The sequence below is a fragment of the Herbaspirillum sp. 1130 genome, assembly GCF_017833835.1.
Classification (GTDB): Bacteria; Pseudomonadota; Gammaproteobacteria; order Burkholderiales; family Burkholderiaceae_D; genus Herbaspirillum; species Herbaspirillum huttiense.
Genome location: NZ_JAFICQ010000004.1, coordinates 534004 through 553386, shown reverse-complemented (window position 1 = coordinate 553386; position 19383 = coordinate 534004). Strand labels below are relative to the sequence as shown.

The 19383-nt window shown below is 64.2% G+C and carries 16 protein-coding genes; 14 read left to right on the top strand and 2 right to left on the bottom strand.

Annotated elements, in window-relative coordinates; genetic code table 11:
- Positions 1–32: 32 nt before the first annotated feature.
- The 13 genes from JOD78_RS20355 to JOD78_RS20295 all read left to right on the top strand — a co-directional run bounded on the left by JOD78_RS20355 (position 33) and on the right by JOD78_RS20295 (position 16390).
- The gene (locus JOD78_RS20355) at positions 33–1412 is read left to right on the top strand and encodes a UDP-glucose/GDP-mannose dehydrogenase family protein (RefSeq protein WP_134136665.1); all 1380 of its coding nucleotides are present in this window, start codon (positions 33–35) and stop codon (positions 1410–1412) included.
- A 36-nt stretch (positions 1413–1448) separates the two neighbouring features.
- Positions 1449–2384 carry a D-glycero-beta-D-manno-heptose-7-phosphate kinase gene (rfaE1, locus tag JOD78_RS20350; protein WP_134136666.1) on the top strand — a complete coding sequence of 312 codons (936 nt, stop codon included), beginning with the start codon at positions 1449–1451 and terminating at the stop codon, positions 2382–2384.
- 134 nt (positions 2385–2518) lie between these two features.
- Positions 2519–2950: a helix-hairpin-helix domain-containing protein gene (locus JOD78_RS20345; RefSeq protein WP_134136668.1), complete on the top strand. Its 432-nt coding sequence runs from the start codon at positions 2519–2521 to the stop codon at positions 2948–2950.
- A gap of 201 nt (positions 2951–3151) precedes the next feature.
- Complete coding sequence (locus JOD78_RS20340; protein WP_134136853.1) at positions 3152–4123, top strand: sensor domain-containing diguanylate cyclase; 972 nt, start codon at positions 3152–3154, stop codon at positions 4121–4123.
- A 96-nt stretch (positions 4124–4219) separates the two neighbouring features.
- Positions 4220–6397, top strand: a complete 2178-nt coding sequence (locus JOD78_RS20335) for a DNA polymerase III subunit gamma/tau (RefSeq protein ID WP_209567493.1) — start codon at positions 4220–4222, stop codon at positions 6395–6397.
- 85 nt (positions 6398–6482) lie between these two features.
- Positions 6483–6809 (top strand): YbaB/EbfC family nucleoid-associated protein, encoded by a 327-nt coding sequence (locus tag JOD78_RS20330; protein WP_008331542.1) that lies wholly within the window; start codon positions 6483–6485, stop codon positions 6807–6809.
- A 98-nt stretch (positions 6810–6907) separates the two neighbouring features.
- Complete coding sequence (locus JOD78_RS20325; RefSeq protein WP_034332759.1) at positions 6908–7210, top strand: YciI family protein; 303 nt, start codon at positions 6908–6910, stop codon at positions 7208–7210.
- The gene (recR, locus tag JOD78_RS20320) at positions 7207–7803 is read left to right on the top strand and encodes a recombination mediator RecR (protein WP_034332758.1); all 597 of its coding nucleotides are present in this window, start codon (positions 7207–7209) and stop codon (positions 7801–7803) included. The genes JOD78_RS20325 and recR overlap by 4 nt, the downstream gene beginning before the upstream one ends.
- 352 nt (positions 7804–8155) lie before the next feature.
- Entirely contained in the window at positions 8156–9403 is a 1248-nt protein-coding gene (locus tag JOD78_RS20315) for a CaiB/BaiF CoA-transferase family protein (RefSeq protein ID WP_209567491.1), read from the top strand.
- A gap of 92 nt (positions 9404–9495) precedes the next feature.
- Positions 9496–10533: an ABC transporter substrate-binding protein gene (locus JOD78_RS20310; RefSeq protein WP_121043519.1), complete on the top strand. Its 1038-nt coding sequence runs from the start codon at positions 9496–9498 to the stop codon at positions 10531–10533.
- 142 nt (positions 10534–10675) lie between these two features.
- Complete coding sequence (locus JOD78_RS20305; protein WP_034332754.1) at positions 10676–11485, top strand: ABC transporter ATP-binding protein; 810 nt, start codon at positions 10676–10678, stop codon at positions 11483–11485.
- A gap of 36 nt (positions 11486–11521) precedes the next feature.
- Complete coding sequence (locus tag JOD78_RS20300) at positions 11522–12373, top strand: ABC transporter permease (protein WP_121043516.1); 852 nt, start codon at positions 11522–11524, stop codon at positions 12371–12373.
- A gap of 210 nt (positions 12374–12583) precedes the next feature.
- A complete protein-coding gene (locus JOD78_RS20295) occupies positions 12584–16390 on the top strand; it encodes an ATP-binding protein (RefSeq protein ID WP_209567489.1) in 3807 nt (1268 codons plus the stop codon).
- A 180-nt stretch (positions 16391–16570) separates the two neighbouring features.
- Here the strand turns inward: JOD78_RS20295 and JOD78_RS20290 are convergent, their stop codons facing one another.
- Positions 16571–18064 (bottom strand): sodium:solute symporter family protein, encoded by a 1494-nt coding sequence (locus JOD78_RS20290; protein WP_034332752.1) that lies wholly within the window; start codon positions 18062–18064, stop codon positions 16571–16573.
- A complete protein-coding gene (locus JOD78_RS20285; RefSeq protein WP_034332747.1) occupies positions 18064–18243 on the bottom strand; it encodes a DUF3311 domain-containing protein in 180 nt (59 codons plus the stop codon). The genes JOD78_RS20290 and JOD78_RS20285 overlap by 1 nt, the downstream gene beginning before the upstream one ends.
- Positions 18244–18454: 211 nt before the next feature.
- On the opposite strand from JOD78_RS20285, the gene JOD78_RS20280 reads away from it, so the two are divergent.
- Entirely contained in the window at positions 18455–19360 is a 906-nt protein-coding gene (locus JOD78_RS20280) for an NAD-dependent protein deacetylase (RefSeq protein ID WP_209567487.1), read from the top strand.
- The last annotated feature ends 23 nt before the right edge of the window (positions 19361–19383 follow it).

Here is a 19383-nt window from a genome sequence, read left to right as displayed (position 1 = left end):
CTCGCGGGCCGTACTTGAACTCTGGATCTACCATGAAAATCACCATCATCGGCACCGGCTACGTAGGCCTGGTGACCGGCGCCTGCCTGGCCGAACTGGGTAACGACGTGTTCTGCCTGGACGTTGACCAGCGCAAGGTCGACATCCTCAACAACGGCGGCATCCCCATCCACGAACCTGGCCTGGAAGAAGTGGTGGCCCGCAACCGCGCTGCCGGTCGTCTGCACTTCTCTACCGATGTGGCAGCCAGCGTGGCCCATGGTGACATTCAGTTCATCGCCGTCGGCACGCCGCCGGATGAAGATGGTTCGGCCGACCTGCAATACGTGCTGGCGGCGGCCCGCAACATCGGCCGCCATATGGAAGGTTTCAAGGTCGTGGTCGACAAGTCCACCGTGCCGGTCGGAACTGCCGACCGCGTCACGGCAGCAATCAGGGAGGAGCTGGCCGGGCGTGGCAAGACTGAACTGAGCTTCTCGGTCGTCTCCAATCCGGAATTCCTGAAGGAAGGCGCGGCCGTCGAAGACTTCATGCGTCCTGACCGCATCGTCATCGGCCATGACCAGACCGCCGAAGGCCTGCGTGCGCAGACCCTCATGAAGAAGCTCTACGCACCCTTCAACCGCAATCACGAACGCACCTACTGGATGGACGTCCGCTCGGCCGAGTTCACCAAGTATGCGGCCAATGCCATGCTGGCCACGCGCATTTCCTTCATGAATGAACTGGCCAACCTGGCCGATCGCGTCGGTGCCGACATCGAATCAGTGCGCCACGGCATCGGCTCCGATCCGCGCATCGGCCACAGTTTCCTGTACGCCGGCTGCGGCTATGGCGGCTCCTGCTTCCCCAAGGATGTGCAGGCGCTGGAACGCACTGCGCGGGACTATGACCAGTCGCTGCTGATCCTGCGGGCCGTGGAGCAGGTCAACGACCTGCAGAAACACGTGCTGGGCAAGAAGGTCGTGACGCGCTTCGGCGAAGACCTCGCCGGCAAGCATTTCGCCATCTGGGGGCTGGCCTTCAAGCCCAATACCGACGACATGCGCGAGGCCTCTTCGCGCGTGCTGATCGGCGAACTGGTGCGCCGTGGTGCCAGCGTGGCGGTCTATGATCCGGTCGCCATGAAGGAAGCTGCACGCGTGCTGGAACTGGACTTCGCCGATGAGTCCGACCGTCTGCAGCAGATCCGCTTTGCGGCTTCCCCGATGGATACCCTGCAGGGTGCGGATGCACTGGCCATCGTCACCGAATGGAAGGCTTTCCGCAGCCCCGATCTGGAACGCGTCAAGGCGGCGCTGAACCATCCGGTGATCTTCGACGGCCGCAACCTGTTCGATCCGCAGCTGATGGCCGACAGCGGCATCGAGTACTACGGCATCGGCCGTTCCCTGCAAGCCCGCGCGCAGTAAGCTGCCGCGCCCCTGAACCTGAAGACGGACAAGATCGTGGACAAGAACATCGCGGCAGCCTGGGATTCCGCCCGCATCCTCATCGTGGGCGACGTCATGCTGGACCGCTACTGGTTCGGCGAAGTCAATCGCATCTCGCCGGAAGCCCCGGTACCGGTGGTGCGCGTGGAGCGCAAGGAAGAGCGCCTGGGTGGTGCCGCCAACGTGGCCCGCAATACCGCCAGCCTGGGTGCGCAGACGGCGCTGCTGGGCGTGACCGGCGACGATGAACCGGCGCGCGTGATGGAGAGCATGCTGGGCGAGATGGGCATTCGCAGCCATCTCAACCGCGATCCTGGCATTTCCACCATCGTCAAGCTGCGCGTGATCGGCCGCCAGCAGCAGCTGGTGCGCATCGATTTTGAAGAAGCGCCTACCGATACGGTGTTGCGCGACAAGCTCACGCAATTCAATTCACTGGTGGCCGATTACGATGTGATCATCTTTTCCGATTACGCCAAGGGCGGCCTGGTCAACGTTGCCGAGATGATCGCGACGGCCAGCAAGCTCGGCAAGCGTATCCTGGTCGATCCCAAGGGCGATGATTTCGCGCGCTATGCCGGGGCCTCCGTGCTCACGCCCAACAAGTCGGAACTGGTGCGCATCGTCGGCCAATGGAAGAACGAGGAAGACCTCACCGAGCGCGCCCAGAAGCTGCGCGCCGAGCTCAAACTGGAAGCCCTGCTGCTGACCCGCTCGGAAGAGGGCATGAGCCTGTATCGCGAGGGCGAGGTTACGCACTTCCCGACCATGGCGCGTGAAGTCTTTGACGTCTCCGGTGCCGGCGATACCGTCATCGGCACGCTGGCCGTGATGCTGGGTGCAGGGGCCTCGCTGGTCGATGCGGTGACCATGGCCAACCGGGCCGGCGGCATCGTGGTCGGCAAGCTGGGCACCGCCACCGTCACGCGCGAGGAGTTGCTGGCGGTCTGATTTGACGACTGTTTCTAGCGGAATTTCGGTCAACAGGCGGGTTCGGTTTTCGTTGAGCAAGGGCAGTCCATCTTCCGGTGGACTGCCCTTTGTTTTTTCCTCCAACCGAACGTTGAAAGTCGAAAGGACACATCATGTTGAAGAAAACCCTGCTGTTCATCCTCAGCTTCTTCGCCGCCACCGCCCTGGCCTGGGCCGAGGTGGACGTCAACAAGGCCGACCAGGCCGCCCTGGATGGGGTGCGCGGCATCGGCCCCTCGATGTCCAAACGCATCCTGGAAGAGCGCCAGAAGGGCGGTGCCTTCAAGGACTGGGCCGATCTGGAGAAGCGCGTCAAGGGCATCAAGGACAAGGCGGCCGTGAAGTTGTCCGCCAATGGCCTGACCGTCAACGGCCAGGCCAAGGCGGGAGCCGCCGCACCGGCCGCCAAGGAAGGCAAAGCCTCACGCGCTGAGAACAAGGGCAAGGAGGGCGCGGCCAAGTCCGGCAAGAGCGACGACAAGACGGCAGAGAAGGGCGCTGACAAGAGCGCTGACAAGGCCCCGGACAAGGCCGGCGGCAAGTGATGCCAAGGCAGGCCAGGGAGCTGGGGAGCCTGCCGTTTCCGGCGGTGCAAGCGGCAACGAAAGTCGGTCCTCACGGTTCATATTGATATATGCAATTGTGAACAACTATTTCTTGTTTCTGCAAAAATTTGGGGTTAAAGTCATCCGAAGCCTGTCGTTAACGTCGGCAACCACGTCCATTCTGATTCTGCGCTGATGACCATGAGAATCGCCGAGCTACCCGCCAATGAAGCCGCCCGTATCGACGCCCTGCATTCGCTGCGCATCCTCGATACGCCCCGCGAAGAGCGATTCGACCGGCTGACGCGCCTGGCGCGGCGACTGTTCGACGTGCCGATGGCGGTGGTGACCCTGATCGATGTCAACCGGCAGTGGTTCAAATCCTGCGTGGGCATGGGCGACGCCTCGGAAACTTCGCGCGACATTTCTTTCTGCGCTCATGCCATCCTGCATGAAGGCATGACGGTCGTACCCGATGCCCGGCTGGATGAGCGTTTTGCCGAAAATCCACAGGTCACCGGCGAACCCTTCATCCGTTTCTACGCGGGCTGCCCCATCAAGAGTGAAAGCGGCTTCACTCTGGGTACCTTGTGCCTGGTCGATCTCAAGCCGCGCGACTTCGATGCGGATGAACAGGCCCTGCTCAAGGATCTGGCCGCCATGGTGGAACAGGAGCTGGCCGCGGTGAAACTGGCCACCATCGACGACCTGACCGGTGTGTCCAACCGGCGCGGCTTCGAGGCGCTGGCGCGGCACGCCATGGCCACCAGCAAGCGCACCGGGCGCCCGGCCTGCATGCTGGGATTCGACCTCAATCAGTTCAAGCAGATCAACGATCGCTTCGGCCATGCCGCCGGCGACCTGGCGCTGGCCGATTTTGCCGGCCTGCTGCTGACGACCTTGCGCGAGTCCGATGTCGTCGGCCGCCTGGGCGGGGATGAATTCGCGGTGTTCCTGACCAATACCGACGAGACCGATGTGCCGGTGGTCCTGTCACATCTGCAGAAGGCCGTACAGGCCTTCAACCAGAACGGTGGGCGCGAGTACCAGCTGGATTACTGCGTCGGCGTGGCCCAGTACGATGCGGCCAGCCATGCCGATCTGTCGGACCTGATGGGCAGCGCTGACCACGCCATGTATCAGCGCAAGAAAGCGCGCAGCGCCCCGGCTTGAAGGGACGGCAGCGCAGTGGATGCAGGCAAAGGCGTTGGCGGCGGCGAAATAGCTTAAAATGCCCCCCTGAGCCAAAAAGCCCACAGCAGCCACTCCATGTCCTATCAAGTTCTCGCCCGTAAATACCGTCCCCGCAGCTTCGACACCCTGGTCGGCCAGGAACACGTCGTGCGCGCGCTGACGCACGCGCTCGAACAGCAGCGGCTGCACCACGCCTATCTCTTCACCGGGACCCGCGGCGTGGGCAAGACCACGCTCTCGCGCATCCTGGCCAAGTCGCTCAACTGCGTCGGCCCTGATGGCACCGGCGGCATCACCGCTGCACCCTGCGGCGTATGCGAAGCCTGTGTGGCCATCGATGCCGGCCGCTTCGTCGACTACATCGAAATGGATGCCGCCTCCAACCGTGGCGTGGACGAGATGGCGCAGCTGCTGGAGCAGGCCATCTATGCACCGTCGAATGCACGCTTCAAGGTCTACATGATCGACGAAGTGCACATGCTCACCAACCACGCCTTCAACGCCATGTTGAAGACGCTGGAAGAGCCGCCGGAGCACATCAAGTTCATCCTGGCCACCACCGATCCGCAAAAGATTCCCGTGACCGTGCTGTCGCGCTGCCTGCAGTTCAACCTCAAGCAGATGCCGCCCGGCCACATCATCGGCCACCTCGACAACATCCTGAACCAGGAGGGCATCGAATTCGATCCGCCCGCGCTGCGCCTGCTGGCGCAAGGGGCTTCGGGTTCCATGCGCGATGCGCTGTCGCTGACCGACCAGGCCATCGCCTATGCCGCCGGCAAGGTCACCCTGGAAGCGGTGCAGGGCATGCTGGGTGCGCTGGACCAGTCGTACCTGATCCGCGTCCTCGATGCGCTGGCGGTGCAGGATGGTGCCGCCTTGCTGGGTGTGGCCGATGACATGGCCACCCGCAGCCTGTCGTACAACGCCGCCCTGCAGGACCTGGGCACGCTGCTGCACCAGATTGCACTGGCGCAGGCAGTGCCGGCGGCGCTGGCCGATGACCTGCCCAATCGCGAAGATATCCTGCGCCTGTCCGCTCAGTTCAGTCCGGAACATGTGCAGTTGTTCTACCAGATCGCCGTCCACGGCCGCAATGAACTGGGCCTGGCCCCCGATGAATATGCAGGTTTCAGCATGACGCTCCTGCGCATGCTGGCCTTCCGCCCGGTCAGTGCCAGCGCGAGCGGTCCGGTACCGGCAGCGCCCGCGCCGGGTGGTGCTCGTCCGGCCACGCCGCGCCAGGCTGCCCCGCTGCTGGCGCCGCAGGCGGCCGTGACCAGTGCGCCGGTCAGCCGCGCGCAACCGGCCGCTGTACCCGCTGCTGCGCCGGCCGCACCGGCCTCAGCGCCTGCCGCAAGCCCGACGGCCGCAGCGGCGCCCGCACCAGCAGCACCGATGCCTGCGGCACCTGCAGCCCCGACATCCGCCCGTGAAGCTGCACTGATGGCCTTGCGTGGTGGCAAGGGCGGCAAGGGCGCTGCCCGACCCGCCGCGGCTACGCCAGCCCCGGCACCCTCAGCGGTCCCGGCAGCAGCTGCGCCGATGGCCAGCGCGCCGGCCGCCGCTCCAGCTGCCGCAGCGGCACCGGCTCCCAAGGCTGTCCGTGCCGCCTCCGCCATGCCGCCGGACATGCCGGAACCGCCGCCGTTCGATTCCATCCCGCCCTGGGAAGATGACACCGGTGCGTCCGCCATGCCGCCGTCCGCCCCCATGCCGGAGTTCGCGGAGCAACGCATGCAGGCTGCTCCCGCCGCTGCCCCAGCGCCAGCCGCACCGGCCTCCGCAGAACCCCCCGCGCCCCAGCGCCCGGCCGCCACGCCCGCACAGCAGCAGGAAACCGCGCGCATCGCCGCCGAACTGGGCTGGGATGGCCACTGGCCGACGCTGGCTGCCAGCCTCACCACGCTGCGCGGCGTGGCGCACCAGATGGCATTTCAGAGTGAACTGGTACGCTGTGAAGCGCTCAATGGAGGCAATGTGTGCTTCCATCTGCGTATCCCGCTGGAAACCTTGCGCTCCTCGGGCAGTATCGAAAAACTGATCGCCGCCCTGTCCGAGCGTTTCGGCAAGGAAATCCGCGTCGAGACCGAGATCGGTGCCGTCTCCGATACCGCCAACGCGGTGGCCGAGGCCGAACGGGCCGAGCGCCAGCGCAAGGCCGAACAGAAGATGAAGAGCGATCCCTTCGTGATGAGCATGATGCGCGAGTTCGGCGCCACCATCGTGCCGGGGTCGATCCAGGCGTTGTGAGACGTGCACGGCGCTGCTGGCGAGATTGCCGGCCGCCGAGCCAAACGCGATAGAATTCCGTGAATTGAAACAAGGAGCAATGAGCATGATGAAAGGTCAACTGGCAGGTCTGATGAAGCAAGCACAGGCCATGCAGGACAACATGAAGAAAGCCCAGGAACAGCTGGCCAGCATCGAAGTCGAGGGCCAGTCCGGTGCCGGCCTGGTGAAGGTGGTGATGACCTGTAAAAACGACGTCAAGCGCGTCTCCATCGACCCGTCGCTGCTGGCGGACGACAAGGACATGCTGGAAGACCTGGTCGCTGCAGCCTTCAACGACGCCGTCCGCAAGGCCGAAGCCACCGCCCAGGAAAAGATGTCCGGCGTGACCGCCGGCATGCCGCTGCCCCCGGGCTTCAAGATGCCGTTCTGATGCTGTGCCGGCCCGGTGGCTGCGACCGCCGGGCGCAGGCAGCATCGCGCAGGACAGTCTGATTCTGATGGAATGCAGGATTGCTTAGTGGAGGCACCATGTTCATCGTCTCGATCACGTACACCAAGCCGGCAAGCGAAATCGATTCCTTGCTGACCGCGCACAAGAAATTCCTCAACCAGCAATATGCCGAAGGCGTATTCCTGATGTCCGGCCGCAAGGTGCCGCGTACCGGCGGCATCATCATTGCCGACTGTGCCGACCGTGCCGAGATCGAAGCCATCATGGAATCCGATCCCTTCTTCATCGGCGGCGTGGCCGAATACGAGATCATCGAATTCGTCCCCTCCATGACGGCCGAGGCACTCGAAGCCTTCCGCTATTCCGTAGACCGCAATTGAAAACGCCCTCCAGTCTCACCCTTCTGACCGAATCGCTGCGCCGGCTGCCCGGCATCGGCCCCAAGACCGCGCAGCGCATGGCTTTCCACCTGCTGCAGCACGACCGCGACGCCGCCGCCGGCCTGAGCCAGTCGCTCACCAAGGCGCTGGAAACCATTCGTCACTGCGCCCTGTGCAATACCTTCACCGAGCAGGTGGTCTGCGAGACCTGCCAGGACAGCCAGCGCGACCACACCCAGCTGTGCGTAGTGGAGTCGCCCTCGGACCAGGTCATGATCGAGCAGACCCTGACCTTCAAAGGCCTCTATTTCGTGCTCATGGGCCGGCTCTCGCCGCTGGACGGCATCGGCCCGCGCGACATCCATCTTGAAAAACTCATCACCCGCGCTACCGATGGCGTAGTCAGCGAAGTGGTGCTGGCCACCAACTTCACCAACGAAGGCGAAGCCACCGCCCACTACATCAGCGAAACGCTCAAGGCCCGCGGCCTGAAGGTGAGCCGCCTGGCGCGCGGCGTACCGGTCGGGGGCGAACTGGAATACGTGGACGCCGGCACCATCGCCCGCGCCATGCTGGATCGCCGTTCGACCTGAACCCGAGGCGACCGCAAGATCCGCACGAATCGCGGACGGGATCGTTTTCAGATGAAAAACTTGCAGGCATGACGTCGCCCATGCAGGTCAAAATGCGCGACATCGCGCGCATGCTGCAATAGAATGTGGACTTGCCGGCGTGCACGTACGACGTCAGGCCAGGAGCCGCAAGGGGGTGACCCACCCACATACTGCGCACTGCTCTTCGCCCGCCGCGCAGCATCACCCGAATCCATCGCATTCCAGGACACTGGCCAATACCCCACAAGAGCCCGGTCCGCAGCATCGACCAAGAGGAGAACACCGGAGCGCCCGCGCAGGCCGCGCCTGCCAGGCATCCGGTGCAAGCACGATGAGCACAGCCACATCCAAGCCCGGCCCGCTGGCCGGCATCAAGGTTCTTGAACTGGGCACGCTGATTGCGGGTCCTTTCTGTTCGCGCATGCTGGCCGAGTTCGGGGCCGAGGTCATCAAGATCGAAGCGCCCGGTGATGGCGACCCCCTGCGTCACTGGCGCGTGCTCAAGGACGGCACCTCGCTGTGGTGGTCGGTCCAGGCGCGCAACAAGAAGAGCATCACCCTGAACATGAAGGATGAGCGCGCCCAGGAGATCGCCCGCCAGCTCGCGCTGGACGCCGATGTCATCATCGAGAACTACCGCCCCGGCGTGCTCGAGAAGTGGAAGCTCGGCTATGAGGATCTGAAGCAACTCAATCCCGCCACCATCATGGTGCGCCTGTCCGGCTACGGCCAGACCGGTCCGCTGCGCGACCTGCCGGGCTTCGGTGCCATCGGTGAATCGATGGGCGGGATCCGCTACGTTTCCGGCCATCCGGACCGCCCGCCGGTACGCATTGGCATTTCCATCGGTGACTCCATCGCCGCATTGCACGGTGTGATCGGGGCCATGATGGCGCTGCGCCATCGCGACGTCAGCGGTGGCCGCTGGAACGGCAAGTCCGGTGCGGACTGCGTGGCAGGGCAGGGCCAGATGGTCGATGTGGCCTTGTACGAAGCGGTCTTCAACATGATGGAATCGATGGTGCCCGAGTTCGATTTCGCCGGCGTGGTGCGGGAGCGCACCGGCGGTGCGTTGCCCGGCATTGTCCCCTCCAACACCTACACCACCGGCGAAGGCATGAACATCGTCATCGCTGGCAATGGCGATGCCATCTTCAAACGTCTCATGAGTGCCATCGGCCGCGACGACATGGCCAATGATCCGGGCCTGGCACGCAACGATGGCCGCGTGCCGCGCACCCAAGAAATCGATGCCGCCATCCAGCAGTGGTGCAGCACGCAGACCATCGATTCGGCCCTGGCCACGGTGCAGGCAGCTGACGTCCCGGTCGGCAAGATCTACTCCGTCAAGGACATGATGAACGATGCCCAATTCCTGGCGCGCGACATGTTCGAGCAGCACCAGTTCGCCGATGGCACGCCGGTCAAGCTGCCGGGCATCACGCCCAAGATGTCGGAAACGCCCGGCCAGACCCGATGGCTGGGCCCGGAGCTGGGTGCCCACAGCGATGAAATCCTGCAATCGCTGGGGTATGATGAGGCCCACATCAAGAAGCTGCGGGACGCAGGCGTGGTCTGAAGCAGCATGACAAAGGCAGGCACCGGCACGGGGTCGCCTGCAAGAAGCTGGACAACAAGCAGCACCCCCCATCCACACACGGAGGAGACACAATGAAATTGAGCTGGAAGCAATTGCTGATCGCCGCTGGCCTGTTCCTGGCCGGCTATTTTTCATTCAACGGCAGCGCCGGCGCGCAGGCGCTGGAAAAACCCAAGGTCTCCATCGCCGTGGGTGGCAAGAACCTGTTCTACTACCTGCCGCTGACCATTGCCGAGCAGCTCGGCTATTTCAAGGATGAAGGCCTGCAGGTCGAGATCTCCGACTTCGCCGGCGGTGCCAAGGCGCTGCAGGCCATGGTGGGCGGTAGCGCCGACGTGGTCTCGGGCGCTTTTGAACACACCATCAACATGCAGGCCAAGAACCAGCCCATCGTCGCCTTCGTGCTGCAGGGCCGGGCCCCGCAGATCGTGCTGGCGGTCAACAACAAGACCATGCCCAACTACAAGACCGTGGCCGACCTGAAGGGCAAGAAGATCGGCGTCACCGCACCGGGTTCTTCCACCAGCATCATGGCCAGCTACGTGCTGGCCAAGGCGGGCCTGAAGCCCACCGATGTTTCCTTCATCGGCGTGGGTGCGGCAGCCGGTGCCATCTCTGCGATCCGCTCGGGCCAGATCGACGCGATCGCCAACCTCGATCCGGTCATCTCCATGCTGGAGCAGAACAACGAGATCAAGGTCATCGCCGACACCCGAACCCTGAAGGACACCAATGATGTCTTCGGTGGCCCGATGCCGGCGGCAACCCTGTATGCACCGGCGGCCTTCGTGCAGAAGTATCCCAATACCACGCAAGCCCTGACCAATGCCATGGTGCGCGCGCTGAAGTGGATCCAGAAGGCCGGTCCCTCCGACATCATCAAGGCCGTCCCGGAAAGCTATCTGCTGGGCGACCGTTCGCTCTACATCGATGCCTTCATGAAGGTGCGCCAGGCCATTTCGCCGGACGGCTACTTCCCGCCGGGCGGTCCGGATACGGCGCTGCGCACGCTGAAGGCCTTCGAGCCCTCGCTGGCGGACAAGCAGATCGATCTGTCCAAGACCTTCACCAATTCCTTCGTACAGAAGGCCAACGCCAAGTACAAGTAAGCACAGGCAAGGCGCTCCCGTCCCGTGCGAACGCACCGCAAATGCCCGGCAACGGGCATTTGCGCATCTTGGGCAGGGAGTGCTCAGCTTCTTTTCAGCTTCTTTCGTCTCCTCCAACCGGGCCGCAGCCGCCCGCACCACCATGACGCCAGCACTCCAGTTCGACAACATCACCTGCACCTTCGTCTCCAAGGACGACCGTTCCCAGCGCTACACCGCCGTGGCCAATACCGACCTCTCGATTGCGCCGGGCGAATTCGTTTCCGTGGTCGGCCCCACCGGCTGCGGCAAGTCCACCTTGCTCAATGTCGGGGCCGGATTGCTGCAACCGTCCTCGGGCAGCGTCAAGGTCTTCGGTGAGGAACTCAAGGGCATCAACCGCCGCGCCGGCTACATGTTCCAGGCCGAGGCGCTGATGCCCTGGCGCAGCGCGCTGCAGAACGTGATCGCCGGCCTGCAGTATCGCGGCCATGAGGAAAAGGCGGCACAAGAACTGGGCGAACAATGGCTGGCGCGCGTGGGCCTGCAAGGCTTCGGCGACCGCTATCCGCACCAGCTCTCCGGCGGCATGCGCAAGCGCGTGGCGCTGGCGCAGACGCTGATCCTGGACCCGGACATCATCCTCATGGACGAACCTTTCTCCGCGCTCGATATCCAGACCCGCCAGCTGATGGAAAACGAAGTGCTGGACCTGTGGAACGCCAAGAAGAAAGCCGTGCTCTTCATCACCCACGATCTGGATGAAGCCATCGCCATGTCCGACCGCGTGATCGTATTGGCGGCCGGCCCCGGCACGCATCCCATCGGTGAATTCAGGATCGACCTGCCGCGCCCGCGCGACGTCGCCGAGATCCGCATGCATCCGCGTTTCGTCGAATTGCACCAGCAGATCTGGGATGTGCTGCGCGATGAAGTGCTCAAGGGCTATCAACAACAAAAGCGCGCAGCGTAAGCCGTACCGAACAGATCAGGGAAGAGAATCAGCATCATGTGGAAATTATTTAAACCGAATCACAAGAACATCCGTTTCTGGCAGCTGATGGTATTGGCCGTGGTGCTGCTGGTCTGGCACGTGGCCACGCGCAATCCGCAGACCGCCTTCTTCTTCGGCGAACCGCTGAAGGTGGCGCAGCGCATCTGGGAATGGTTCACCGTCGGCAGCGGCTCGCTGGAAGTGGGCATCGGCGACACCACCTTCTTCACGCTCAGCTTCCCGGCAGAAATCTATTCACATCTGTTGATCACGCTGACCGAAACCGTGCTGGCCTTCCTCATCGGCACCGTCTTCGGCCTGGCCATCGGCCTGTGGCTGGCGCTCTCTCCGACCGCCTCGGCCATCCTCGATCCCTATGTGAAGGCGGCCAACTCCATGCCGCGCGTGATCCTGGCACCGATCTTCGCGATGTGGTTCGGCCTGGGCATCTGGTCCAAGGTGGCGCTGGCGGTGACGCTGGTGTTCTTCATCGTGTTCTTCAACGTCTACCAGGGCGTCAAGGAAGTCAGCCCGGTGGTGCTGGCCAATGCCCGCATGCTGGGCGCCAATGCACGTCAGCTGCTGCGTACGGTCTACCTGCCCTCGGCCACTTCATGGGTGTTTTCCAGTCTGCACACGTCCATCGGCCTGGCCTTCGTCGGGGCGGTGGTCGGTGAATACCTGGGCTCGGCGCGTGGCGTGGGCTACCTGATCCTGCAGGCCGAGGGCAGCTTCGACATCAACACCGTCTTTGCCGGCATCGTCGTGCTGACCATCTTTGCGCTGGTGCTGGACCTGGCCGTGGGGGGGATCGAGAAACGGCTCATGAAATGGCAGCCCAAGAGCGGGGAGACCGAAAAGCTCTGAGCTGGTTGCCATGAGGCACGGGTTTGAGGCGATATGAAGCTTCAGACGCGAGACCTGGCGCAAAAGGGCAGCGGGCGCGTACCCGCTGCCCTTTTTTCGTTGGTGTAGTGACGTTTTATGACAAAAAGCGGTAGAAAACCCGGCGATTGTCAGCATAGGGGAGTAGCATCACCGCCTATTGAAGGTTTCACGCACATAAAGGTCAGCGAAGTGGACGAACAACAGTCGGAATTCAGCTGGCTCTCCGGTGGTGGCGAGATGGGGAAACTGATTCGCGCGATGGACTGGTCGTCCACCCCGCTGGGTCCCCTCGACAGCTGGCCACAAAGCCTGCGCACGGCGGTCAGCCTGTGCCTGTCTTCCACCTTCCCCATCCTGATCGCCTGGGGGCCGCACGACATCCAGATCTACAACGACGCTTATCGCCCCATCTGCGGCGCCAAGCATCCCGAGTCGATGGGCCAGGATTTCCGCATCTGCTGGGCCACCGCCTTGCCGGTGGTGGGCGATGCCTTCGACCGCGCGCATCAGGGCGAGGGCACCTACATCCGCGACCAGCGCATGTTCCTGGATCGTTACGGCTATCTGGAAGAAGCCTTCATGACCTTCTCCTTCTCCCCGATCCGGGTCGAGTCGGGCGAGGTCGGCGGCGTGTTCCACCCGATCTCCGAATCCACCGACAAGGTGCTGGGCGCGCGCCGCACCGCCGCCTTGCGCGAACTGGCGACCGCACTCGGCAAATGCCTCTCCATCGACGATCTGTGCCAGGGACTGGAACAGCGCCACGCCGCCATGGAACTGGACTTGCCCTTCACGCTCTTCTACCAGCTCGAAGGCGATGTCCTGCAGCGCCGCGGCTTGGCCGGCATCGCGGCCGACAGTGCGCTGGCCCCGGCCAGCGTGCGTCTGGACGATGCGCAAGCCTGGCCTTTCGCTCAGGCTCTGGCCGAACAGCGCATGGTCCAGGTCGACGATCTGGCCGCGCGCTTCGGCCCCTTTGTGGCCGGGCCGTATGAAGAAGCCCCGGTGCAGGCCGTGATCCTGCCGGTCACCGTGGCCGGGATGGAGCAGCCCTTCGGTTTCGTGGTGGCAGGCGTGAGTGCGCGCCGTGCGCTGGACGCCGAGTACCAGGATTTCTATGCCCTGCTGGGTGGAGCACTCAGCACGGCTGTCTCCAACGTGCTGGTCTACCTGCATGAACAGCGCAAGGCCGAGGAGCTGGCCCAGATCGACCGCGCCAAGACCGCCTTCTTCTCCAACATCTCGCACGAATTCCGCACCCCGCTTACGCTGATGGTCGGCCCGCTTGATGATGCCCTGGCCGATCAGGCCGAGCCGCTGGGACCGGCGCAGCGCAAGCGGCTGGAGGTCACGCACCGCAATTCGCTGCGCCTGCTCAAGCTGGTCAATGCGCTGCTGGATTTCTCGCGCATCGAGGCCGGACGCGCCAAGGCCAGCTTCGTCGCCACCGATCTGGCCAGCCTCACGGAAGATCTGGCCAGCGTATTCCGCTCGACCCTGGAAAAGGCCGGACTGCACTACGAGGTCAAGACCACGCCGCTGCCCGAGCCGGTCTTCGTTGATCGCGACATGTGGGAAAAGATCGTCTTCAACCTGCTCTCCAATGCCTTCAAATTTACCTTCGAGGGCAGCATCACGGTGCTGCTGGAGCCGCTGGCGCACAGCGTGCGCCTGTCGGTTACCGACACCGGCTCCGGCATTGCGCTGGACCAGCAGGCGCGCGTCTTCGAGCGTTTCCATCGCATCGACAACGCGCACGGCCGCACCTATGAAGGCACCGGCATCGGCCTGGCCCTGATCCAGGAACTGGTCAAGCTGCATCACGGCCAGATCGGCGTGCACAGCGTGCCGGGCGCGGGCTCGACCTTCTTCGTCGAGATCCCGTTCGGCACCGCACACTTGCAGGCCGATGACGTGATCCGGGCCGACGCCGTGGCGATCAGCCAGGACCGCCAGCCCGGCCAGGCCTTTGTCGAGGAGGCGCAAGCCTGGCTGCCTGCAGCCACCTCAGCGCTGCTCTCCACGACGGCCGCCGAACCCGTCACCGCGGCGGCCCCGGCCTTGCCTCCGGCAGGCGGCGCGGCGCATCCGGTACGCATCGTCATTGCCGACGACAACCGCGACATGCGCGACTACCTGCAGCGCCTGCTCGGTGACTACGCCGACGTGCAAACCTGTCCCGACGGCGAGGCCGCCTGGGAAGCCGTATGCGCCGCGCCACCGGACCTGGTCCTGAGCGACGTGATGATGCCGGTGCTGGATGGCTTCGGCCTGCTGGCCCGCATCAAGCGTGATGCGCGTACGCGCGAGGTGCCAGTGATCTTGCTCTCGGCACGTGCCGGTGAAGAAGCGCGCATCGAGGGCATCGCCGCCGGTGCCGATGATTACCTGGTCAAGCCCTTCGCGGCCACCGAGCTGATGATACGCGTCAAGAGCCAGGTGGAAGCGGCACGCCGCCGGCAAGCTGCGCGCGAGGCGCTGCAGGCCAGCGAGCGCTATTTCCGCTCGCTGGTCGATGCCTCCACGGCCATCATCTGGACCACCAGCCCGGAGGGCCGCACCAACTATTTCAGCCGTCGCTGGCACGCCTTCACCGGTCTGCCGGCCAGCGCCATCGCCGATGGCGGCCATATCGCCTGCATCCATTCGGAGGACCGCGAGGCCGCCCTCGCCGAGTTCGTCCGCTGCCAGCAGACACGCAGCGCCTTCCACGCCGTCTATCGCTTGCGCCATGCTGATGGCGGCTATCGCTGGGTGATCGATTCAGGTACGCCCTTGCAGACAGAGGACGACCAGCCCGGTGGTTTCGTCGGTGCCATCGTGGACGTGCATGAGGAACGCCAAGCCAAGCGCAACCTGGAACTGCTGGCGCAGGACCTGACCACCATCAACCGCCGCCAGCGCGAATTCCTGGTGACGCTGGCGCACGAGTTGCGCAATCCGCTGGCCCCGATCCGCAACGGGCTGGAAGTGATGAAGCTGATGGGGGCCGGCAACGAGCGCCAGCACAACATCCACCAGATGATGGATCGCCAGATCCGCCATCTGGCGCACCTGATCGAAGACCTGCTCGATATCTCCCGCATCACCGAGGGCAAGATCAAGTTGAGGAAGCAGCACATGTCGGTCAAGTCCGCGCTGGCCAGCGCGGTCGAGATCAGCATGCCGCTGATCGAGAAGAATCGCCACAAGCTGGAACTGGAAGCCCCGGAAAGCGACCTCTTCCTGCAAGCCGATACCCATCGCGTGGTGCAGGTGGTCAGCAACATCCTCAACAATGCGGCGAAATACACGCCCCCGGGCGGCCTCATCCGCGTGATGGCGCGCATGGATGGCGACGATGTCCTCATCAGCATCAGTGACAATGGCGTGGGACTGGCCGCCGAGGATATCGGCACGGTATTCGACATGTTCACCCAGATCCAGTCCGAGGTGGATCGCGCTCAGGGCGGCCTGGGCATTGGCCTGCACCTGGTCAAGCGGCTGGTGGACCTGCATGAGGGCAGCGTCTCGGTCACCAGCCCCGGCCCCGGCCTGGGAGCCACCTTCGCGGTGCGCCTGCCGCAGACCACGGCGCAGGACCGCAGCGAGGCGGCCGGCGAGCTGCCCCAGGCGGAGAGCGGCAAGGGACTGGACATCCTGATCGTGGACGACAACTTCGACAATGCCGACATGCTGGCCATGCTGCTCAACTATCGCGGCCATGCCACCCATGTGGCCGGCAACGGGGCCGAGGCCTTGCGGCTGGCGCAGGAGGTCAGCCCTGATGTCGGCTTCATCGACATCGGACTGCCCGACATGTCGGGCTATGCACTGGCCACGCAGCTGCGCGCGACCGAGGCGGGCGCGCGCATGCAGCTCATCGCGCTCACCGGCCGTGGTGCCGATTCGGATCGCCAGGAAGCGGCCGCCGCCGGCTTCGATCACCACCTGACCAAACCGGCACCGCTGGAGCGGCTGGTAGCGCTGCTGGCAGAGGCGGGGCAGGGCAGCTGACCCAGGTCCGGAACGCGCTTCATCGAACCAAGCCGTGCAAGAAAAAATGCTCCTCATCGAGGAGCATTTTTTCTTGCACGGGCGCTGCAACTTTCAGGTTAACGCCGGCGCAGCGCGGTGACGAACTGATGCGCGGATGCATCGCCTGATCAAACGCCGATGCATCCTTGCATCATCACATCAACGCTTCAATGCAGGCTGCGAGCCCTTGCCCAGGATCAGGTTGGCGATGACGGCCACCACCACGTTCAGGGCCAGCGCAATGAGGCCGGTATAGAGCGTGTAGGTCTCGCCGCCGATCAGGAAGCTGTGGACCGGCTTGATGCCGTCACTGAAGGCCAGCCAGCTGCCGCCGACGATGCCCACGGCCCAGCCGCACAGCAGTGCGCGGGCACCGAACCAGCCGACAAACAGGCCGAACACCAGCGCCGGGAAGGTCTGCAGGATCCACACGCCGCCCAGCAATTGCAGGTCCAGCGCGAACTTGGTCGGCAGGAACAGGATGAACACCAGCGCCCCGAACTTGACCACCAGCGACACCACCTTGGCCACCTTGGCTTCGCCTTCATGGCTGATGCCAGGATTGACGTAAGGCTTCCAGAAGTTGCGGGTGAACAGGTTGGAGGCCCCGATGGACATCACCGCCGCCGGCACCAGCGCACCGATGGCAATGGCCGCAAACGCGAAGCCCGCGAACCAGCCCGGGAACAGTCCGTTGAACAGCGCCGGCACCACGTCGTTGTTGGCCTGCACCTTGATGCCCGCCGCATACGCCATGTAGCCCAGCAGCGCAATCAGACCCAGCAGCACCGTATAGGCCGGCAGGAACACGGCGTTCTTGCGGATGGTATTGGCATCCTTGGCCGCGAAGATGCCGGTCAGCGTGTGCGGATACATGAAGGCCGCCAGTGCCGAACCCAGTGCCAGTGAAGCGAAGGGCAGGAACTGCGTGGGTTTCAGGGTCAGGCCGGTAGCGCCGCCCTTGATTGCGAACGCCTCGCGCGCCGAGTTGAACACGGCACCATAGCCGCCCAGCTTGGCCGGCACCACCACCACCGCCACCAGCACCACGATGTAGATCATGATGTCCTTGACGAAGGCGATCAGCGCCGGTGCCCGCAGGCCGGCCGAGTAGGTGTACAGGGCCAGGATCACGAAGGCCGCCAGCAGCGGCAGTTCACCGGTCAGGCCCAGGGCCTTGATGACCACTTCCATGCCGATCAGCTGCAGGGCGATGTAGGGCATGGTGGCGACCACGCCGGTCAGCGCAATGGCGAACTCCAGCGGACGCGACTGATAGCGTCCCCACACCACATCGGCGGCGGTCACGTGGCCGGCCTTGTGCGCCGCATGCCACAACTTTGGCATGATCACGAACACGATCGGGTAGACCAGGATGGTATAGGGCAGGGCAAAGAAGCCATAGGCCCCGACCGCATACACCAGCGCCGGTACCGCGATGACGGTATAGGCGGTATAGAAATCGCCACCGACCAGGAACCAGGTGATCCAGGTGCCGAAGTTGCGGCCACCCAGGCCCCACTCATCGAGATGGGCGCCCTTGTTGCTGGGACCGGCCATCCATTTGGAGGCCAGGAAGCCCATCACGGTGACCAGGACAAAGAAGAACAGGAAGACCCAGAGCGCGGTCCAGTGGATGTTGGACGTCTCCATCATTCGACTCCCTTCTTCAGGCCATCACGATAGACCAGCCAGATGATGAGCGAGGTCAGCGGTACCCAGGCGAACTGGTACCAGTAGAAGAAGGGGAAGCCGAACAGGCTGGGCAATTCGGCGTTGTAGAAGGGGACCCAGAGCAGGCCGATGAAAGGCAGCAGAAGTAATAGCCGCATGATTGATGCTCCTCGAACTTTTGGCGGAAGAATTTTTATGTCGGCGCTGTCCCGGCCTTGCGAGCCGGGTGCGCCTTGAAAGTTGCACGGGAATTATAGGGAGAATCGGCAAATCGCGTCCGCCGCCCCCTGGCAGGAGCGGTCCTCGCGGCTGCAGGCTCGGCCGAATTCGCGTAGTCTGCCGTGTGTGATCCTCCCGCCAATCTTTGCCATGAGCCCGAGTCTGTCCGTTCCGCGTGATGCCGCTTTCCCTGGTGCAACTGACGTGAGCAGCAATGCCGATGCCGACCTGCTGCCCGCATTGGCGCAGCTGTTGCAGCGTCATCGCCAGGTGCTGGTCCTGACCGGGGCCGGCATCAGTACCGCGTCCGGCATTCCCGACTACCGCGACGACAGCGGTGTGCGGCGCGGCCGGCTGCCCATCCAGGGCACCGAGTTCCGGCAGTCGGAAGCGGCCCGCAAACGCTACTGGGCGCGCAGCATGCTGGGCTGGCCACGCCTGGCGCAGGCCGCGCCCAATGCGGCGCACCGCGCGCTGGCGCAATTGCAGCAGGCCGGCCATCTCGGCGGCATCCTGACCCAGAACGTCGATGGCCTGCACCAGCAGGCGGGCAGCCGCGACGTGATCGAACTGCATGGCAGCATCCATGCGGTGCGCTGCCTGGCCTGCGACACCGTCTATCCGCGCGCCGAGATCCAGCAGGAGCTGGCACGCTGCAATCCCTCCTTGGTCAACCTGCAGGCCGAGGCCTTGCCCGATGGCGATGCCCGCCTGGAACCGGAGGCCGATGCCGCCTTCCATGTGCCGTCCTGCGTAGCCTGTGGCGGCATGCTGCAACCGGACGTGGTGTTCTTCGGCGATGGCGTACCGCCCGCGCGCACGGCCCAGGCCGAAGCGGCGGCCCAGGCCTGTGATGCCATGCTGGTGATCGGCTCTTCGCTGATGGTGTTGTCGGGCTTCCGCTTCCCGCGCACGGTGGCTGCGGCCGGCAAGCCGGTGGTGGCGATCAACCGCGGCGTGACCCGTGCCGATGACTTGCTGGCCTTCAAGCTGCGCGAGGATGCCGAGTCGGTGCTGCCGCGCCTGGCTGCCCTGCTGGGTGTGGACGGGCCCTGAGCGACTCCTGCGCTTGCCTCGGC

Bases quoted from the DNA above. Each gene is read 5' to 3' on its own strand.
- JOD78_RS20355 (WP_134136665.1), top strand. From the start codon at position 33: ATGAAAATCACCATCATCGGCACCGGCTACGTAGGCCTGGTGACCGGC.
- JOD78_RS20345 (WP_134136668.1), top strand. From the start codon at position 2,519: ATGTTGAAGAAAACCCTGCTGTTCATCCTCAGCTTCTTCGCCGCCACC.
- JOD78_RS20340 (WP_134136853.1), top strand. From the start codon at position 3,152: ATGAGAATCGCCGAGCTACCCGCCAATGAAGCCGCCCGTATCGACGCC.
- JOD78_RS20335 (WP_209567493.1), top strand. From the start codon at position 4,220: ATGTCCTATCAAGTTCTCGCCCGTAAATACCGTCCCCGCAGCTTCGAC.
- JOD78_RS20330 (WP_008331542.1), top strand. From the start codon at position 6,483: ATGATGAAAGGTCAACTGGCAGGTCTGATGAAGCAAGCACAGGCCATG.
- JOD78_RS20325 (WP_034332759.1), top strand. From the start codon at position 6,908: ATGTTCATCGTCTCGATCACGTACACCAAGCCGGCAAGCGAAATCGAT.
- JOD78_RS20315 (WP_209567491.1), top strand. From the start codon at position 8,156: ATGAGCACAGCCACATCCAAGCCCGGCCCGCTGGCCGGCATCAAGGTT.
- JOD78_RS20310 (WP_121043519.1), top strand. From the start codon at position 9,496: ATGAAATTGAGCTGGAAGCAATTGCTGATCGCCGCTGGCCTGTTCCTG.
- JOD78_RS20305 (WP_034332754.1), top strand. From the start codon at position 10,676: ATGACGCCAGCACTCCAGTTCGACAACATCACCTGCACCTTCGTCTCC.
- JOD78_RS20300 (WP_121043516.1), top strand. From the start codon at position 11,522: ATGTGGAAATTATTTAAACCGAATCACAAGAACATCCGTTTCTGGCAG.
- JOD78_RS20290 (WP_034332752.1), bottom strand. From the start codon at position 18,064: ATGGAGACGTCCAACATCCACTGGACCGCGCTCTGGGTCTTCCTGTTC.
- JOD78_RS20285 (WP_034332747.1), bottom strand. From the start codon at position 18,243: ATGCGGCTATTACTTCTGCTGCCTTTCATCGGCCTGCTCTGGGTCCCC.
- JOD78_RS20280 (WP_209567487.1), top strand. From the start codon at position 18,455: ATGAGCCCGAGTCTGTCCGTTCCGCGTGATGCCGCTTTCCCTGGTGCA.